This is a genomic window from Blastocatellia bacterium, assembly GCA_016713405.1.
In the GTDB taxonomy this organism is placed as follows: domain Bacteria; phylum Acidobacteriota; class Blastocatellia; order Chloracidobacteriales; family JADJPF01; genus JADJPF01.
In genome coordinates this window covers 15874-35625 of sequence record JADJPF010000004.1, presented here as the reverse complement: position 1 = coordinate 35625, position 19752 = coordinate 15874, and the positions used below count along the sequence as shown (strand labels likewise).

Below are 19752 nucleotides of genomic sequence, written 5' to 3'. Positions count from 1 at the left end.
CCTACCTCATCTTTTATTCTTTTGATTCATTAAAGCTAAAGCTAAATCTACGGTTTTTGCTGCTGCGTCTGTGTGTGCTAGTTTTCGGCTAGCTATTTCCATTACGTCTATCTTTTCTTGATTATCAATCAAGTCAACTAGTTCTTTTGCCAAGCGTTCTATGGTCAAATCTTTTTGGACAATCATTTTTGCCGCGCCAGCTTGCTCCAAAGCTTCAGCGTTTTTTCGCTGATGATCATCGGCTGCTAGCGGAAAAGGCACAAGTATTGCGGCTTTTCCTGCTGCGGTCAATTCAGCCACAGTTGTAGCACCAGAACGGCATAAAATTAAATCGGCTCGGGCAAACTCATCAACAATTTTGTCTATAAAAGGACGTACATCGGCTGACCACCCATGTTGTTGATAAGCTGCCCGAACTTGCTCTAAATCTTTTTCTCCTGTTTGATGAGTAATAGAAAGTTTAGCTTTCTTTGCCTCGAGTTTTGGCAGAGCTTCAATCATTGCCATATTGATTGCATACGCACCTTGAGAACCGCCAAATATTAGCAAATGATTTTGGCTAGCACGTGTTTTTTTAGCAATATTTTGAAATTCTCCTCTAACAGGATTTCCAGTCACAACTGCTTTTCCTTTGAAATAAGGTTTAGAAACCTCAAAAGTTACTGCTGCTTTATCAATAAAATTTGCTAATACTCGGTTAGTAAAACCTGGCAAAGCATTTGGCTCTATTACCATTGTTGGCAAACCTTGAAGGGCTGCTAACAAAAGTACAGGCCCAGAAGAATAACCACCAACACCAATTACAACATCAGGACGAAAACTTTTTAGTAGCTTGCGAACTTCTAAAAAACTTCCTGGTAGCATTAAAAGTGATTTTATACGTTTTGCTATTGAAACACTTTTAAGTGCTGCTACATGAATCATTTCCAGCTTAAACCCTTCTCGTGGAATGATTTTTTTTTCTAACCCTTGTTCAGTACCAACAAATAAAATTTCATTAGACGAGTCTCGGCTTTGAAACTCCCGTGCAATTGCTACACCAGGAAAAATATGTCCTCCAGTACCACCACCAGCAATAATTACTTTAAGTGCCACTACTCAGGCTCCGCTTTAAGATAATTAGAAACATTTAATATTACTCCAACTGCAAACAAGCTAAACATTAGCGATGTACCACCATAGCTAATAAATGGGAGTGGAATACCTTTTGCTGGAACTAGGCTTAAAACTACGCTCATATTAAAAAATGCTTGAGCAACTAACATTACAGTAAAACCAATAGCTAAAAAACATCCAAACATATCTGGTGCATTGTTAGCAATTTTTACTCCACGCCAAAGAAATAACAGAAATAGCAAAACTACTGATATTGCACCAATTAGCCCTAGTTCTTCACCAATTACAGCATAGATAAAATCTGTATGCGCTTCTGGAAGATAAAAAAGTTTTTGTTTGCCTTGAGAAAGTCCTAAACCCTCTACCCCTCCACTACCAACGGCAATTAAAGATTGGACAACTTGGAAACCCTCATCACGTGCATATTGCCAAGGGTCAAGAAAAGCTTTTAGCCGTTCAAAGCGATAAGCGACATGAAAAAGCTGCCAATAAAGCAAAGGTAACACCGGCAAAGCACAAGCACCTAGATATTTTAGCGGTATCCCAGCAACTACCATCATTACACAAGTTACTAGTCCCATTACAAAGGTAGTCCCTAAATCTTTGCCCAGCAACACCATACCCATTAATAAACCGCTAATTATGACCCCAGGAATAAAAGTAAGCTTAAAATTACGTATTTCTGCTGCACGTTTTTCTAAAAAATAAGCTAAGAAAACTACCACAGTTAATTTAGCTAATTCTGATGGTTGAAAAGAAAATCCTGCTAAACGGATAAAACGATGTGTACCTTTGGTAGCTGGCAGAAGCAGCACAGCCACAAGAAAAAAGATGCTAATTGCAATTAATCCATAGACAACTAAAGGATGTTTTAAGATGCGATAGTCAAATCTCATTAAAAGAATCATCCCACCAACGCCAATTACAGCAGAAAGAGCTTGTTTAGTAAAAAAATAAAATTGGTTGCCATAAAGCTGTTGTGCCATTACAGCCGAAGAACTATAGACCATTAAAATGCCAAAAAGCATTAATCCTACTGTAGTAGCTAGCAGTAAGCGATCACCATAGCTTTGTTCTGTTAATTGTAGTCTTAGCATATTTGTTTATTTTGTAAATTTATAACTTCTGACTTAAAAACTTGTCCGCGTTGCTCAAAATTATCAAACATGTCATAGCTAGAACAGGCTGGAGCAAGTAAAACCGTGTCACCTGATTTAGCTAGGGTAAAACCTTTTTCTACAGCATCGCTCATTGTGCTAGCACGTTCAACAGGGCAAATTCCGCTTAAGGCCGCAGCAATTTTTTCTGTTGCTGCACCAATTAAAATTAGATGTTTTACTCTTTCAGCAATTAGCGGACGAAAAGGACTATAATCACTACCTTTATCTTTTCCACCTAGAATTAAGATTAAATTGCTAGGGAAAGCCTCTACAGCTTTTATAGCTGCATCAACACTAGTTGCTTTTGAGTCATTAACAAAATTTACGCCATTGATTTCTGCCACAGGTTCTAAGCGATGCTCAATTCCCTGAAAAGTTGAAATACTATTTTTCATTGAGGCAATAGGGGCATTAAGCGCAATTCCTACAGCTAAGGCAACCATCACATTTTCTAAATTATGTGTGCCACGCAAACGAACATCTTCACTAACTTTAAGAAGTAAGGTTTCTTGGCCTTGAGAATCACGATAGATAATCTGATCTGAGCGCAAAAAGATTCCTTTTTCAAGCTCTTTTTTGCAGCTAAAGAAAATTTTTCGCGCTTTGGTTATATCTGCCATTGCGCTAACTATTTTGTCATCAGCATTTAACACTGCAAAATCATCTTTTTGTTGATTTAAAAAAATTCTCTTTTTAGCTGTTACATAATCATCAAAACTAGCATATCTATCTAAATGATTAGGTGTGATGTTTAAGAGTGATGTAACTTTTAAGCGAAGACTTTCAGTAGACTCTAATTGAAAACTACTTAATTCTACTACTGTAATGCTATCATCATTAGAATTATCAACCAGGCTAATTAAAGGTGTACCAATATTTCCGCCTACTAGAGTATTAAAGTTTGCTTCTGACAAAACTTTACCTACTAGAGTTGTAGTAGTTGTTTTTCCATTTGATCCTGTAATGCCTATAACATTTCCTTTAAGGAAATTTGCGGCTAGCTCAATTTCTCCAATTATTTTTTTTCCTGCTTTGCGGGCTTGTTCTAAGGGAGCAATTTCTAGCGGGACACCTGGGCTAACTACAATTAAATCAGCCATTAACAAAGCTTCTTGGCTATGACTACCTGTTTCATAAGCAATGTTATGAGAAATTAAAAACTCTATTTCTGCGGCTAATTTTTCTTTAGATTTAGCATCGCTAACCAAAACTTTTGCACCGCGCGAGGCTAAAAACTTAGCTGCAGCTAGTCCGCTTTTTGCCATTCCAATGACGGTAACTTGTTTTTCTTTTAAGTCCATAAAGTATTTATCTATCGTAATTTAAGAGTTGCTAAACTAAGCAAAGCAAAAAATATTGCTACAATTAAAAACCGAAAAACTATTTTTGTTTCTTTCCAACCAATTAGCTCAAAATGATGATGAATAGGCGACATCTTAAAAATTCGCTTTCCCGTGGTTTTATAAGAAGCAACCTGCATCATTACAGAAAGCATTTCCATAATAAAAACGCCTCCCATAAGTCCAAGCAGTAGCTCTTGTTTAATAATTACTGCTACAGTACCAATACAGCCGCCTATACCTAAACTGCCAACATCGCCCATAAAAACTTCTGCTGGTGGAGAGTTAAACCATAAAAAGCCAAGGCTTGCACCAGCTAAAGCAGAGCAAAAGACTGTAACTTCTTCCACAGAAGGATTATGAATCAGTCCTAAATATTGAGCGTGTTCTATTCGGCCTGTTAAGTAAGTAAAAACTGTTAAAGTGGCTACAGTAACAAAAGTAATGCTAATTGCTAGACCATCAAGACCATCTGTTAAATTTACTGCATTAGAAAAGCCTGTGATAATAAACCAAATAAAAACACCATAAATCGGCCACCACAAGGTAGGAGTAAAATCTTTAATAAATGGCAAGCTAAGTTTAGCTGGATAACCACTTAGAAATAAAACTATGATGATTACTAGACAAGTAACTAATTGAAAAAGGAGCTTATAGCGGCCTTCTAAGCCTAAGTTGTTCTTTTTTGCTACTTTTAGATAGTCGTCTGCAAAACCAATAGCACCAAAAGCTAAAATAGAAAAAACCGCTAGCCAAACATTTATGCTGCTTAAATCCATCCAACAAACAGTTGAAATAACAACAGAGGATAAAATTAAAATCCCTCCCATTGTTGGAGTCCCCTGCTTTTTCTGGTGGGATTTTGGGCCTTCTTCGCGGATATATTGACCTATTTGTAACTCACGTAATTTTCTAATCAAATAGGGGCCAAAGACTAAGCTAATAAGCATTGCTGTCAAAGTGGCTACAGCAGCACGAAAGATTACATATTCAAACACCCGCAGCCAAGACATAGAGGGATGAACATGCCTTAGAATTTCATAAAATAGGTAATACAGCACTATGTTTTCTCCCAGCTAAATTTTTCTTTTAGTAGGTCAATAATTAGCTCAGTTTTTACGCCCCTTGAACCTTTAATTAAAACTAAATCTCCAGCTTTAATATTTTCTGCTAAAAATTGACCTGCTATCTCAACTGTAGATGCAAAATAAGCATTTTCTTTTGCCATGCCTGCCGACACTGCACCATTAACAATTTCTTGAGCTAAAGCACGAACTCCAACCAAGAAGTCTATTTTGCTTTCTGCTATAAATTTTCCACAGGACTGGTGCATTTCTACAGCAGTCTTACCTAGCTCTAGCATTTCTCCTGCTACAACAATTTTTCTAGAAAAGCCTGTTGTTTGTGCTAGCATTTTTACCATTTCATTTAAGGCGTGTGGGTTGGAATTATAAGAATCATCAACAATTAAAAAACTTTCTTGGAATTTAAGCAATTCGCCTCGATGATAAGCAGGACGCGCTAGTTGCAACTGTTCGGCAATTGTCTCAGCAGATAACTCAAAATAGTCCCCAATTGCAGCAGCAATTAGCGCGTTATAAAGCAGATGTTTCCCAGCCAAAGGAAAACTAACTTCTGCCTGTCCCTTAGTTGTAATAAGACGGAATTTACTGCCTAAAACACCCAAACTTTGAACATTAATTGCGCGGATTTCTGCCGGATTTTCTAAAGCAAATGTGACATGTTTACCTGGATGGCGTGTTTGCATCGGCAAAACTAAAGGATCATCAGCGTTAAGCACAGCTAAACCATTTGGTTTTAACCCTTCAATTAGTTCTGCTTTTGCATTAGCAATGCCTTGGATATTTTCAAAGTTTTCTAAATGGACAGCCTTTACATTTAGCACTGCTCCAACATTTGGCGGAGCAATTTGACAAAGGCGGCGAATTTCGCCCGCTGTACTCATTCCCATTTCTAAAACAGCAAAGTCAAAATCTGACGCTTTTGCGCCATCGCTTACCATTTCTAAAATAGAAAGCGGCAGACCATAAGCATTATTTAGATTGCCTATGGATTTATGCACCCGTCCTTTAGCTGATAAAACTAAAGCGGTTAGTTCTTTTGTAGTCGTTTTGCCTGCGCTGCCAGTAATACCAATAACCGGACGATTCCAACGCCGCAAGACCTCTGAAGCTAATTGTTGTAAGGCTAGTAAAGTGTTTGGAACTTTTATTAGACGGCTATCAGAAAGTTTTTCAAAATCTTCTTTAACAACGGCTGCTAAAGCACCTGAGGCTAAAGCTGATTCAACAAAATCATGTCCGTCAAACTTTTCCCCTTTGATGGCAAAGAAAAGTTGACTTGGACGTATATTTCGAGAATCAATGCTATAACCTGTAACTTCTTGCTCTGCAAGAGTTTCTGCAATTTGATTATTAGTTATGATTTCTACAATTTCTCTTAATTTCAAAATTTTCCCCTCACAAAAAACATCTATTATTATTTTTAATTTATTGATTTTTAAGAGCTTGTAAGGCTTTCTGAGTCTCTTCTTTATCGTCAAAATGAATAGTTTTATCTTTTAGAATTTGGTAATTCTCATGCCCCTTGCCAGCTAAAATAACAATATCTCCAGGGTTAGCTTGTTTGATAGCAAAGTTTATTGCTTCACGTCTATCAATAATTTTTACATAAGGAGTATTAGTAGTTTTTACCCCAACTTCAGCATCCAAAATTATTTGTTCTGGATCTTCACTTCTTGGGTTATCAGACGTAATTATCACAAAATCACTTCCTTGAGCCGCAGCTTTTCCCATAAGAGGGCGTTTTGTGCGATCTTTATCACCACCACAGCCAAATAAGCAAATCACTCGTCCGGTAGTGACTTGGCGAGCCGTTTCTAACACTTTGATTAGAGCATCATCTGTGTGGGCATAATCAACCACTACAGCAAAATCTATATCGCATTTAACACGGTCAAAGCGACCTGCAACACTAGGTAGATTTTCTATTGCTTGTTTAATTATTGCTAAGTCAATATTAAGGGAAATAGCTGTAGCAACTGCGGCCATAATATTGTAAATATGAGGTTTACCGACTAGGTGAGAGTTTAACTGTAGCGTTGCGTTAGGGGTTTGTAGATTTAAGCTAATTCCTTGTAAAGATAGTTTGTAGTCTAGAGGTTTTACTTGCGAGACTTCAGAAAATCCATAGGTAATTTTTTGGCCTTCAAAAATATTAATCAATCTTTGGCCGTATTCATCATCTAGGTTAATAATTGCTGTAGCGTTTTTAGTTCCAAGACTGCCATCAAAAAGCCTACATTTAGCAGCAAAATAATTTTCCATAGTCTTATGATAATCCAAGTGATCTTGAGTTAGATTAGTAAAGACTACTGCGGCAAAATCTAGGTTATTAGCACGTTTTAAGTCAATAGCTTGGGAGGAAACTTCCATTACAGCCGCGCGACAGCCTATGTTTACAGCTTGACGAAGCATTTTTTGTGTATCACAAGCTTCTGGAGTGGTTCTTTGGGCAGGGATTTCTTCTTGGCCTATACGATTGCAAATAGTAGTAATCATAGCTGAGCGACCATAGGCTAGATTAAATATTGCATCTATTATAGTTGTTGTTGTAGTTTTTCCATTTGTGCCAGTAATTCCAACTAATTTTAGTTCTTTGGTTGGGTACTGATAAACTACAGCAGCAGCAGCGGCTAGAGCTTCTCTAGCATTTTTAACTTGGAGCCAAGGTAGAGGGAAATTTTCTGGCTTTGGTTTTTCAGAAATAATTGCTACCGCGCCTTTTTCAACAGCCTGATTAACAAAACTGTTTCCATCTATTTGAAAGCCCTGTATAGCAACAAAAATGTCTCCTTGCCCACAATTTTTTGTGCTATGAGTTATTCCTAGCACTTCTATATTTTGTGTTTGGCTTATTCCTAACTTTGTTGCTATATCTATTAAATTAACCATATTTATTTTTCGCTAATGGGTCTTTTGTAAAACCACATGACATTGTGTTGATGGTGAAACGGCTGTACCTGGTGCTGGGTATTGTTCAACAACTTCACCTGTACCTTCAAAAGTAATTTTCAGTCCTAATTCTTTACAACGTTGTAGGACACTTCGCATTCCTTGACGGCGTAAGTCTGGCATAGGCAAACTTCCCTCACCTTCAGAGACTTCAACTATTGCAGGTTTTTTCATACTGACAGCAACGCTATTTAATGGGCTGTTAGTTTTATTAGATATTTCGTCATCAATTGCCTGATGGAAAGTTGCTATAGATTCGCTATTTTCGCTATTAGAAACTACCTCATCACTATCAAAAGCTTCTAAATCTATATCTTCTTCTAAAGGCATAGAATCATCTATAACACTAGGTTTATCAGATTCAGGTAATTCATAATTAATTTCATCTGGAGGGACATTTAAGTAGCGTAGAGCCATTTCAGCAATTGTCTTAAAAGCAGGAGCCGCGGCTTGACCTCCGTGATGAAGACCTAGCCGAGGCTCATCAATTACCACAATGACAGCAATTTCTGGATTGCTGACGGGAGCAAAACCACAAAACGAAGCATAGTAACGAGTTGGAGCATAGCGACGTGTTGCAGGGTCATATTTATGGGCAGTTCCGGTTTTGCCTGCCGCGCTATAACCATCTAAGCGAGCTTTTTTAGCAGTTCCTCTTACTACAACACCTTCTAAGATTTTTTTCATTGTATCAGCAGTAGAAGTGCTAATAACTTTACGTCTAGTTACATCTGGCTCAAAAACAACATCTCCAGTAGTTGAAACAATTTGTTTTAACACATGCGGTTGTACCCATTCACCATCATTAGCTACAACTGAAACGGCGGCTAACATTTGCAGTGGGGTGACACCAACTTGATAGCCAATTGGTAAAGCTCCAAAAGAAGCTTCACTCCAGTTTTTTGTACCACCAACAAAACCAGGTGATTCTCCAGGAAGCCCAGCATTTATTGGCTTCCCAAAGCCAAAGTCAGTAATACTTTTAAGTAGTAAATCTTTTCCTAGCATTCGACCTGTTTTAATAGCCGCAACATTACTAGAAACTTCTACGGCTTCACCTACTGTAAGCAGTCCATAACGTCCACCATCCTTTATTGTATGGCCTGCAATAGTGATTGCTCCGCCCTGGCAGTCAATTTTATCATCTGGTCTTAATTTTTTTGCTTCTAATGCACTAGAGTAAGTTACTACCTTAAAAACTGATCCAGGCTCATAAGCATCTTCTACAGCACGATTACGACGATCTTTTAACTGTTTTCCATCTATGATAGGTGTATTAGGATTAAAACCAGGCAAATTAGCCATTGCTAGAACTTCGCCTGTCCTTGGTTTCATAACAATTGCAATGCCACCCTTAGCACCAACGTTTTCTACAGCTTCGCGCAAGGCTTTTTCTGTGCGAAATTGTAGTTGTTCATCAATTGTTAGAACTAAACTTTGTCCAACTTCAGGTTGTTTTTCATAGCGTCCAAAGGGTTTACCGTGTGCATCGGTTTCTACAGAAACAAAGCCTGAACGCCCTTGTATATGGCGATCATATTGGCGTTCTATCCCAGCGGCCCCATCTTCTTCCATTCCAACAAAGCCTAAAATATAAGCTCCTACCTCATCTTTAGGGTAAAACCGCTTAGTTTCTGTAACAAAATGAACTCCTGTAAATTTTTCTTTTTCTATCTCTTCTCTTAAGGCTTTTGCTTCATCATCAGTAATTTTACGTTTTAAGCTAACCAAAACTTTTTTAGCTGTTAATCGAGATAAAACTAAATCTTCTTCCATACCAAGAATTGAAACTAGTGATTTAGCTAATCTATATGGGTCTTTTATTTCATTAGGAGCAACATAAATTGACTCAATTTCAATACTGCGGGCAAGCTCTCGCCCTTTACGATCAAAAATAGAGCCACGCTTTGGAGTAGTTTTTATTGTGCGTTGTTGTTGTCGTTCAGCTAGTTTTGTCATTTGTTCATGCTTAAAAACTTGGTATTGAACTAAACGCGCCTGCACGCCTATTGCCCAAGCTATAAGAAGCAAACAAAAAATTACAACCCGTTTTTTGATAATCGGCATTGTGTTAGCAGTCTTTTGTATTTTGCCATTTATAGGTTGTTTAGATAGCAAAACTACTACTCCTTAAAACTAAAAATTTTATTTTTAATCTGATACTTTTTCTGATTCCTGTTTCTTATCAACTTTTGCTACAGGCAAAGCCAAACCTTGTTGTTGAGCTTTAGAATCAAGTTTTTGCGGTGCTAGCTTTTTTTCCATCTCCAAAGTAAGTTTACGTTGCTGAAGCTCAAGTTTATCGCGCTCTCGTTTTAGCTCTTCGCTTTTATAGCCTATTTCAAGTGCAGAAAAGTGTTTTTGTGCCGCCAAAATAAAACCATAGGTAATAACACAGCCTAGAGCAAGAGCTAAAATTACTAGTACTGTTTGATTTTTACCATCACGGCGTATTACTTGAGTATTTTTTACTTGTTTATCAAAATACTGTGACATAACTTATTTACCCAAAAGACATTAAACTTTATCTGGATCTATTCCCAGTAGCCGAAGTTGTTCTGCTAATTTTTCAGCACGCGCTTTCTCACTTTCAGCACGCGCTTTTTCATTTTCGGCACGCACTCTTTCACTTTCAGCACGCACTTTTTCATTTTCGGCACGCATTCTTTCACTTTCGGCACGCATTCTTTCACTTTCGGCACGTATTCTTTCACTTTCAGCACGCGCTTTTTCATTTTCGGCACGCGCTTTTTCATTTTCGGTAAGGACTTTTTCAGCATCAAGAGCTAAACTTTTTTCTTGAAAACGTTGAGTTAGTTCTAAATATTTAATGAATGGATTTCCATCAGGTTGGTAAAGCAAGATTTCTTTATTTTTAATTTCAAACTTTATTTTTAATTTAGGACTAATCCAACCATTCATTTGGACAATTGGGGACAATTGATGGCCTGCTCTAATATAACCCTTAAGTGTTTTTCTATCGGGATCAATAATGTAGTATTCTTGTACTCCATATTTTTCATAAAATTCAAGTTTCTTTTTCATTTCCTTAGCACGGTTGCCAGGCGATAGAACTTCAAAAACAACTTGAGGAGCAATTCCTGCTTCTTTCCATTGCATATAAGAGCCTCGGCGACCTTTTGGACGACCAAACGCTAACATTGTGTCTGGAGCAAGTCTAATTTTGTTATCGCCCTCCACTGGATACCAGAGTAAATCACCTGCTACAAATACATTTGGCTCTTCAGCAAAAATCCATTCCATGTTTAATTTTAGTTCTACAATAAAATCAAACTGTTCAGTATTATCAGCCATACGTTTGCCATCACTATCTGGATAAATTATCTCTTTTGCCTTTTTTTGTTGGACTATTTGATCAGCTTTTAATACTTTTGACATAACAAATACCTCAAAATTTGTTTACCCAAATCTATTATAACTTTTCACAAACCCTTAGTTTTGCGCTTCTTGACCTTGGATTAGTAGATTTTTCATGCTCAGTAGAAACTAAAGGTTTTTTAGTAATTAAAGTTACTTTTTCTTTTCTACCACAAATACATTGTGGTAGCCTTGGAGGACATTGGCAAACACCTGTTGCAGCACGATAAGTATTTTTAATTATTCTATCTTCTAGAGAATGAAAAGAAATTATGGCTAAACGTCCATTTGGAGAAAGTAGATCTATGGCTTCCATTACAAACTTATCTAAATTAGTTAGTTCTTGGTTGACAGCTATACGTAAGGCTTGAAAAGTACGAGTTGCCGGATGTATTTGGTTATAATCTATTTTGTGTCCAAGCTTTCTTTCCCGCCAGGCTACAGCTTTTGCAACAATTAGGGCTAGCTCACGAGTTGTTTTAATAGCTTTAAGCTCTCTATTATTAACAATATGGCGAGCAATAACACGGGCAGCAGGTTCTTCTCCATATTCATAAATTAAATCAGCTAGTTCTTCTTCTAATAAAGAATTAACAAGGTCAGCGGCTGTTTCGCCTTGAGAAAAATCCATTCTCATATCTAGCGGGCCTTCGTGTTGAAAGCTAAAACCTCGACTAGGAGTATCTAGCTGCATTGAAGATACTCCTAGATCTACTAAGATGCCTTGTATAGGTAAATGGCTGAAATTGCTTGTAGTAACTGCTCTTTTTATATCTCTAAAATCAGCATGGGAGCTTTCAAAGCGTTTGCCAAAGTTAGCAAGGCGTTCTTCGGCACATTTTATAGCAATTAAATCTCGATCAATCCCTAACAAATAGATATCTTTTTTTGTTGAAAGTAAAGTCTCGCTATGGCCTCCCAAGCCAAGAGTACAGTCAATAATTAACCCGCTTGAAACTGTTTCAAAGCTTGTTAATATTTCTGTAAGTAAAACTGAACGATGAAAAAAGCTTGTTGCTGACACAGCCAAACTCCTTAAAAATTTTAATTTTGTTTTAGCTTACTCTAAGCCGTGCCTAATTAGTTTAGATAAACATTTTGTGTGAGGGTTAATATTATAATTAATCTCTTTAAGCAGAACTTTAACTGAAAAAGGCCAACACACTAAAAAAAAGCTACTTTTGCTTTTTTACAACCAAAATACTACGCCACTATTAGAAAGTCTGTCAAGCAAAAACTCCAACTACTAATATTATTTATATACTGTAATTTAGCTAACTAAAGCTTGAGTTTTTCCTGAACTTTAAATTGTTTCTTTATTCAAATTTATAACCTTATTTATTAGTAAGGTTATTTCTATACGCATATTACTGTATAATTAGATTAATTAGTTAATTTATTCTATTTACAGACAAGAGAAGTTAAAACATCTTCCCTGACAACAAGACAGTTTTTAGCAAGTGTGTTATGATGGCCGTTTATCAAAAAAGAGCCATATAAAAATACCCGTTTAGGTGAAAGAGTATCTATTCATGCAGTGGTCAGGAGCAATACTTTATGCTTTAGTTGCAGCAGTAGCAAACATCATAGGTGGGTTGTTTATTTCTTCAAGACCAGCAGTAGATCCTAAAATACTTAAGTATTTAATAGCTAGTGGTGCTGGGTTTATGTTAGCAGCAACTTTTTTAAGAATAATCCCTGCTAGTTTAGAAATAAATTCTGGTAATAATACTCAAACACTAATGATAGTACTAGCAGGATATTTGCTAATACAATTTTTTGAGCATACTTTAGCATCACATTTTCATTTTGGGGAAGAAACCCATGCACATCTTTTATCAGTAGCATCGGCTTATACAGCGGTAGGTGGTTTGGCGATGCACACATTTTTTGATGGTATTTCAATAGGTGCAGGTTTTGCTGTAGATGTTAAATTAGGAATACTTATTTTTATTGCTATAATAATGCACAAATTACCCGAAGGTTTTACAGTTGCATCCATAATGATTGCTGCTGGTCAAAGCCGCTCTACGGCATTTTTCGCAAGTGTTTTTATTGGTGTAGTAACATTGATTGGAACATTAGCAATAGTTATTTTTAAGCAAGCATCTCATTATGCTTTGCCTTTGTCGGCTGGTGTTACGCTTTATGTTGCTGCTTCAGATTTGATTCCAGAAGTAAATAGCGGTTCAGAACGTACCACCATTCCATTGGCAGTATTTGGTGGAGTAGTGCTTTACTATGTTACAGAAAAGTTATTAGATTTTTTAATCATTTCTTAACCAAAGCCCTTCAACTACCTATGTAGTTGCTCTGCGAGGTGAATAATGGCGTTTCAAGTAATATTTGAAGGATTAAAAGAAGACAGCCCAGAAAAAAGAGAGTTTGTTAAAAGCAAGCTAATAGAAAAGTTTAAAGTACCTAATGATAAAGCAGAGCGTATGATTGCTTCTGCGCCTATTGTAGTAAAAAAAGGGCTAACACAAGATCAAGCCAACAAATATAAATCCGCCTTAGAATCTATTGGTGCAATAGCAACAATAAATCTTATTGCCGATGAAACTGACCATATAAAAGAGTCTGCTCCTATTCCAGTTGAGCAAGCACCTATTGCAGCTAAAAGTGTTTCTAACGTTTCTAACGAAGCACCTCAGCCAAGCCCTAAAGTAGAAGAAGTTAGTCCAGAAATAGTAAAAATTAGTGAAAGTAAGCCTCTACCACCTCTTTTTGGAGAGGTTGAAAATTCTGCTCCAAAACAAAATGCTTTAGATTCAGATTACCCTGTTTTTTATGAAGCTAAAGAAGCCAAAGACGAAAGCTTAAATAAGAAACCCCTAGGCAAAGCTACTGCCAGACAAACTGACGCAAGCATAGACCCTTATAAAACTACACCTGGTTTACCAGAAATGACCTCAGACCTTAAAGGTGATGCTGCAACTATTCAGCAACCTATTGCTGATAAACCAAATCAAGTTAAGGGTGAATGGTGGCAAAGTGTTAAAGTGCTAAACCCACTATATGATGAAGCAGCTAAATCTGTTACTCCAATATCTAGTGGTCGTGTTTCAGCTAATGACTATGGTTTTAGTATTGCACATCCAACAATTGAGCGAATCCCTTATGATGACGTGCAGCTAATTTCAACTTTTCAAATGGGTTTTGGTGCAAGTCCTCGTCTATTTATAGATATTTTTATTAGTTCATCCCCTAGACCTATTAGGTTAGACGTTGATTTAATCAATTTCCCTTCTTTTGGTCTAACTCGTCCAGATGATTTAGCTGATCGTATTAGCGCGGCAGTAACAGCATTAATTGAACGTAACTATTCTGTTGTTATAGATTTAGCAACTTATAAATTGCTTAAAGATAAAACAAAAATAAAAATAGTAGCATCTGACCGAGAAATAGAAAAATATTGTGGTAAGTTACAATTAGAAGTAGAAAAAGGACTTTCCTCAGAGGCAAATCCAAATATTATTACTTGTCAACAAGCCAATGAGTTGTTAAATTCGCAAGATCCTTGGGTAAATGCGCCGCCCCAGGCTTTTCCTTATGCAAACCAAGTACCTCCAACAATGATGACTCCTGCACCAGGAATGCCTCCAAATCAAGCTGGATTTAACCCTAATTACCCACCTGCAATGTCTCCTGAAGCATATAACACACAACCTATTAGACCAGCTAACACGGCTCCAGGAATTAACCAAAATCCAACTCAAATGGCACCTCCTGTGCGTCAAAGCTACCCGCTTCAACAGCCTTATCCACCGGCCCAAGCGCAACCCTACCCACACAACCAAGCACAACCTTATTCCCCTAACCAAGCGCAACCCTACCCCCCTAATCAGGGTCAATATCCTCCTCCAAGTCCTGGATATAGCCCTAATCCAATGCCCTACCAACAACCAAATCAGCCACAATATCAACCCTATGCACAACCTCCACAAATGGCACCTGGGCCAAGACCACCTTTTGCACCGCCTATGCCTAATCAGCCAAATGCAATGTATCAACCTCCTCCATTTGCTCCACCTGTACCCGGTCAACTACCAGTTGCTTCACCTATAGGACAAACTTATTCTGACGCAACTAGAAATTCTGAAGTAGTAAAAGCCTTTGAAGACGCTCAATCAGCATTGATTTTTTCTATTGTTGGTTTAATTTGCACTTGTCTGTTTCCACTATCTGTAGTGGGTTTAATTAAATCTCAAAATGCACTTAAAATCCTAGATAAATATGGAATTACAGAAAATCGTAGTAAAGCTACTGTAGCTAAAGTTATTTCTATAATATCTTTAGTCTTTAGCGCGATAATGCTACTAAGATTTTTTATGAATTAACAATTTTAATGTTATGCAGCGAAAATAAAAACCTTAAATTATTTTATTTTTTACTATCTTGCTCTATCTCTGAAATAATATATTTATCTTTATATTTTATTAATAACCAACAGTCATTTTATATTATATATATTGTAAGTATAACTATTTGTTTTACTTTATATTTTATTAATATAAAGATTTTATCCAAAATAAATGATTCATATAATACTATATTAATACTTATTTTTATATTTGGGACATTATATAGATTAACATTAATCTCTTTACCTCCATTTCTATCTAATGACATTTATCGCTATATTTGGGATGGTTATATACAAACTCAAGGCATTAACCCTTATTTATATTCTCCAAATGCTTTAGAATTAATGAATTATAGACATTTGTCTATTTATAATTCTATCAACCATCCCCACTTACCAACAATTTACCCACCTTTAGCACAAATGTTATTTTTTGTGGCCTTTTTATTTAGCAAAAATAATATTATTAGTATTAAAATATTGTTACTAATTTTTGAAATTTTCACTAATTTAATACTGCTTAAAATACTTGATTTATTAAAAATTAATCCAACAAATGTAGCAATTTATTGTCTTTGTCCATTGCCAATAGTTGAATTTTTTATTAGTGGACATATTGACGCAGTAGGAGTATTTTTTTTAGTTCTTTTTATTTATACAGTTTTATCAAAAAGAGTTGCCATATCTGCAATAGCTCTCTCTAGTGCTATTTTAATAAAAATAATGCCTATTATTTTTTTACCAATCAGTTTTTATTATATCAAAAGAAAATACTTACCGCTTTTTTATAGTATATTTTTAGTAACAATATTTTTATGTTATTTGCCTTACTTAAGTATAGGATATAAAGTTTTAGGCTCTTTTAATACTTTTATTAAAGACTTTTATTTTAATAGTTCTATATTTTCTTTACTACATTTTTTTACTAATCAAAGTAAAATATCTAGCTTTATCTGTTATATATTTCTAGCTATTTATATAATAATTATCTTGCTTAAAAAACAAGATTTTATATTTACTATTTTTTTATTTTTAATGGGAATTTATATTTTTTCTCCAATAGTTCATCCCTGGTATTTAACTTGGATTATCCCTCTTTTAATATTTATTCCAAGCAAAGCTTTTTTTTGGTTAATAATGTCTTGTCAATTTTCCTACTATATTTTAATTAAATACACACAAGAAAATATTTGGCAAGAATCTACAATTATCAAATTAATTGAATATCTACCATTTTTTGCTTTACTAATATGGGATCTGCTAAGATTTCGAGCTATAAGAAAAAACCATTTTCAGGAACAACTAACATATGTCAACAAAACAAGTTAAAGAGCGCAAAGAAAATTTTGAGACTTCTTCTGGTATAGAAATTAAAAGAACATTTTTAGCCGAAGATGCTATTGATAAAGAAGGGTTTTTAGACCTTTCTGAGCCTGGACAATATCCTTTTACTCGTGGTATTCACGCCAATATGTATCGAAGCCGCTTTTGGACAATGCGCCAATATGCTGGTTTTGGAACAGCACGCGAGTCTAATCAACGCTATAAATATTTGCTAGAAAATGGTACTACAGGGCTTTCTGTTGCTTTTGATCTACCAACACAAATTGGGCTAGATTCTGATAGTCCGCTTTCACTTGGAGAAGTTGGAAAAGTTGGTGTAGCAATAGATTCTCTACAAGATATGGAAATACTCTTTGATGGTATACCGCTTGATAAAGTCTCAACTTCAATGACCATCAATTCTACAGCATCAATTTTGCTTGCTCTTTATATTGCTGTTGCTAAAAAACAAGGCATATCGCTTGATAAAATTAATGGGACAATACAAAACGACATCTTAAAAGAATATATTGCACGTGGAACTTATATTTATCCGCCAAAAGCATCTTTACGAATAATTACAGATATTTTTGCTTTTTGTGCTAAAGAAGTTCCTAATTGGAACACTATTTCTATTTCTGGTTATCATATTCGTGAAGCAGGTTCAACAGCAGCCCAGGAAATAGCTTTTACACTTGCCAACGCGATTTGTTATGTCCAAGCGGCAATTGATGTAGGTTTAGAGGTTGATAAATTTGCCCCAAGATTAAGCTTTTTCTTTAATGCACATAATAATTTGCTAGAAGAAATAGCAAAGTTTCGTGCTGCTCGTCGTCTTTGGGCCAGCATTATGCGAGAACGTTTTGGAGCAAAAGACGAAAAGTCTATGATGCTACGTTTTCATACTCAAACCGCTGGTAGCACACTTACAGCCCAACAACCTGATGTCAATGTTGTACGTGTCACCATTCAGGCTTTAGCGGCTGTTTTAGGTGGAACACAATCACTACATACAAACTCACGGGACGAGGCTTTAAGTTTACCTACAGAAGAAGCGGCCCGTGTCGCGCTTCGTACCCAACAAGTTATTGCACATGAATCTGGCGTAGCAGATTCAGCCGACCCGCTAGCAGGTTCTTATCTTATAGAATATTTAACAAATGAACTTGAACTAAAAGCTAGAGAATATATAAACAAAATTGATGATATGGGAGGCGTTTTAACTGCAATTGAAAAAGGTTGGATACAACGAGAAATTCAAGACGCTGCTTACAAGTATCAAAAACAAGTAGAACGAGGCGAAGAAATCGTTGTTGGTGTAAATAAATTTGCTATCAAAGAAGAACATTCTATTCCTAGATTAAGAATTGATCCAGAAATTGAACGCTTGCAAGTAGAGTTTTTACAAAAACTTCGTGCAGAAAGAAATAACTCACTTGTACAAGAAGCTTTATCAGAAATTGAACGTATAGCGCAAACTAATGAAAATCTAATGCCTTATATTATTAATGCAGTAGAGTGTTATGCAACTGTAGGAGAAATTTCTAATGTTTTAAGAAAAGTTTTTGGAGAATATCAAGAAGTTTTAGGACTCTAATAACATGTTGAAATGCTATGGAGAAAATTGTCCTATTAAAGAGGACTGCTATCACTTTACACAACCTTATGTAAAGCGAAATGCTTTTGCCCAAAGTCCTTATAACCATACAACACAAAGTTGTGAGCATTTTTATTCTAATATTCCAAAAGAAGAATTTATAAGAGAGTCTGCTTACCATATTTGGCTAAGAGAAGGAAAACCAGAAAATAAAGCCTTAGATCATTGGAATAAAGCTTATATAAGTGCCTGTATAAGTACAGGAAGAATAAAACCTGAGTAAGGAAAAACTAATAGCTATAAATCTTGAATTTTTTCCTCGTTATAGCTGCGTCAAAAGCTGCGTCAAAAATTAATTGCCAAAATACATTTTCCTTGACAGTAAAATAAAAGGTATAATTTTCTCTACTGTAATAATTCAAATAAAAAGAGGCTAAATTTTATGCAATGTTCTGAATTAGCTAAAAGTCTATATTTATCAAAAAAATCTAATTCTGCTAGCAGCATTTTACAAAGCCTTAATGAACATAAATTAATTAACTGCTCTGCGGAAGTTTTACAAGCAACAACAGGTTTTGAAAGAGGTTTGGGAATTGAAGAAACTTGTTCTTGTCTAGTAGCAGCAGCAATGGCAGCAAGCTTAGCTAAAGCTAAGACTGATGGCAAGGAAGCAGTTCAAAAAATTTCATCCCAAATTGCAGAAGATTTTCGCCAAGAATATCAAACTACTAAATGTAGCGAACTAACTGCACAATTTCCTGATTTTTCCTCTGAAGAACGAAAAAATAATTGTTCAAAAATAGTAGAATTTGTGACTAGAAAAACCGTTGATTTGCTAACCAAACAAGAAATTGAAAGCGGCGATTTTAGCTTAACAAGATTTATAGAATACCTTTCAAAACTCCCTCAAACAGAATTTACAGCAGAAAATATTTTTCAATTAATGCAAAAAGTTACTATTGATGAAAAAGAAATTACTAAATGTCTTAACTTTTCTTCAGAAAGCTATGCTCGTAATTTATTTTATAAAGATAGCCGCTTTGAAGTTTTAATAATGTGTTGGGGAAAAGATCAAAAAAGCCCTATCCATGATCACTTTGAATCTTTTAGCGTAGAAAAAATCTTTTCTGGCAAAATCATTAACACAAATTACCAACTCTTAGACCCGCAAACAGACGAAATCAAAGAAACAGATTCACAAACTTTAGATATTGGAGAAGTAATTTTTAGCAATCCTGGTGCTATTCATAAAATTGAGCCAGCCAATGATTTACCTGCCGTTTCCATCCATCTTTATTCACCTCCCTTAAAACAAATGAAGTTTTTTAACTTGGAAGAAAAAACATCTTACTGGGCTAAGTTGCGCTATCTTTATATATACCAACCTGAAGCATGGCATTCTTTATCATCTTGTAGCTTGTAAATTACTCTTCTTAAG

Annotated in this window: 16 protein-coding genes; 6 read left to right on the top strand and 10 right to left on the bottom strand. The window is 35.8% G+C overall.

Features of this window, described 5'->3' with window-relative positions; translation table 11 throughout:
• Positions 1-6: 6 nt before the first annotated feature.
• The 10 genes from murG to rsmH form a co-directional block, all read right to left on the bottom strand.
• Positions 7-1095 (bottom strand): undecaprenyldiphospho-muramoylpentapeptide beta-N-acetylglucosaminyltransferase, encoded by a 1089-nt coding sequence (gene murG / locus IPK14_06470; protein MBK7993067.1) that lies wholly within the window; start codon positions 1093-1095, stop codon positions 7-9.
• A complete protein-coding gene (gene ftsW, locus IPK14_06465; GenBank protein MBK7993066.1) occupies positions 1095-2213 on the bottom strand; it encodes a putative lipid II flippase FtsW in 1119 nt (372 codons plus the stop codon). Before ftsW ends, murG begins: the two co-directional genes overlap by 1 nt.
• Positions 2207-3577 carry a UDP-N-acetylmuramoyl-L-alanine--D-glutamate ligase gene (gene murD / locus IPK14_06460; GenBank protein ID MBK7993065.1) on the bottom strand — a complete coding sequence of 457 codons (1371 nt, stop codon included), beginning with the start codon at positions 3575-3577 and terminating at the stop codon, positions 2207-2209. The genes ftsW and murD overlap by 7 nt, the downstream gene beginning before the upstream one ends.
• A gap of 11 nt (positions 3578-3588) precedes the next feature.
• Positions 3589-4677, bottom strand: coding sequence for a phospho-N-acetylmuramoyl-pentapeptide-transferase (locus IPK14_06455; GenBank protein ID MBK7993064.1), 1089 nt, complete (start codon positions 4675-4677; stop codon positions 3589-3591).
• A complete protein-coding gene (locus IPK14_06450) occupies positions 4677-6086 on the bottom strand; it encodes a UDP-N-acetylmuramoyl-tripeptide--D-alanyl-D-alanine ligase (protein ID MBK7993063.1) in 1410 nt (469 codons plus the stop codon). Before IPK14_06450 ends, IPK14_06455 begins: the two co-directional genes overlap by 1 nt.
• A gap of 40 nt (positions 6087-6126) precedes the next feature.
• Positions 6127-7590 (bottom strand): UDP-N-acetylmuramoyl-L-alanyl-D-glutamate--2,6-diaminopimelate ligase, encoded by a 1464-nt coding sequence (locus tag IPK14_06445; protein ID MBK7993062.1) that lies wholly within the window; start codon positions 7588-7590, stop codon positions 6127-6129.
• Between the two features lie 12 nt (positions 7591-7602).
• On the bottom strand, positions 7603-9768 hold the full coding sequence (locus IPK14_06440) for a transpeptidase family protein (protein ID MBK7993061.1): 2166 nt from the start codon (positions 9766-9768) through the stop codon (positions 7603-7605).
• Positions 9769-9801: 33 nt separating this feature from the next.
• Positions 9802-10146 carry a hypothetical protein gene (locus IPK14_06435; GenBank protein MBK7993060.1) on the bottom strand — a complete coding sequence of 115 codons (345 nt, stop codon included), beginning with the start codon at positions 10144-10146 and terminating at the stop codon, positions 9802-9804.
• A gap of 21 nt (positions 10147-10167) precedes the next feature.
• Positions 10168-10965, bottom strand: a complete 798-nt coding sequence (locus IPK14_06430) for a Uma2 family endonuclease (protein MBK7993059.1) — start codon at positions 10963-10965, stop codon at positions 10168-10170.
• A 118-nt stretch (positions 10966-11083) separates the two neighbouring features.
• Positions 11084-12052: a 16S rRNA (cytosine(1402)-N(4))-methyltransferase RsmH gene (gene rsmH / locus IPK14_06425; GenBank protein MBK7993058.1), complete on the bottom strand. Its 969-nt coding sequence runs from the start codon at positions 12050-12052 to the stop codon at positions 11084-11086.
• Positions 12053-12560: 508 nt separating this feature from the next.
• Between rsmH and IPK14_06420 the strand changes: the two genes are divergently transcribed.
• From IPK14_06420 to IPK14_06395, 6 genes are all read left to right on the top strand, one after another.
• Positions 12561-13310 carry a ZIP family metal transporter gene (locus IPK14_06420; protein ID MBK7993057.1) on the top strand — a complete coding sequence of 250 codons (750 nt, stop codon included), beginning with the start codon at positions 12561-12563 and terminating at the stop codon, positions 13308-13310.
• A 45-nt stretch (positions 13311-13355) separates the two neighbouring features.
• The gene (locus IPK14_06415) at positions 13356-15368 is read left to right on the top strand and encodes a hypothetical protein (GenBank protein MBK7993056.1); all 2013 of its coding nucleotides are present in this window, start codon (positions 13356-13358) and stop codon (positions 15366-15368) included.
• A 371-nt stretch (positions 15369-15739) separates the two neighbouring features.
• Positions 15740-16723, top strand: a complete 984-nt coding sequence (locus tag IPK14_06410) for a DUF2029 domain-containing protein (GenBank protein ID MBK7993055.1) — start codon at positions 15740-15742, stop codon at positions 16721-16723.
• Positions 16704-18314 carry a methylmalonyl-CoA mutase family protein gene (locus IPK14_06405; GenBank protein MBK7993054.1) on the top strand — a complete coding sequence of 537 codons (1611 nt, stop codon included), beginning with the start codon at positions 16704-16706 and terminating at the stop codon, positions 18312-18314. The genes IPK14_06410 and IPK14_06405 overlap by 20 nt, the downstream gene beginning before the upstream one ends.
• Before the next feature lie 4 nt (positions 18315-18318).
• Positions 18319-18597 carry a DUF2934 domain-containing protein gene (locus IPK14_06400; protein ID MBK7993053.1) on the top strand — a complete coding sequence of 93 codons (279 nt, stop codon included), beginning with the start codon at positions 18319-18321 and terminating at the stop codon, positions 18595-18597.
• Between the two features lie 159 nt (positions 18598-18756).
• Entirely contained in the window at positions 18757-19737 is a 981-nt protein-coding gene (locus IPK14_06395; protein MBK7993052.1) for a C-GCAxxG-C-C family protein, read from the top strand.
• Positions 19738-19752: the final 15 nt, after the last annotated feature.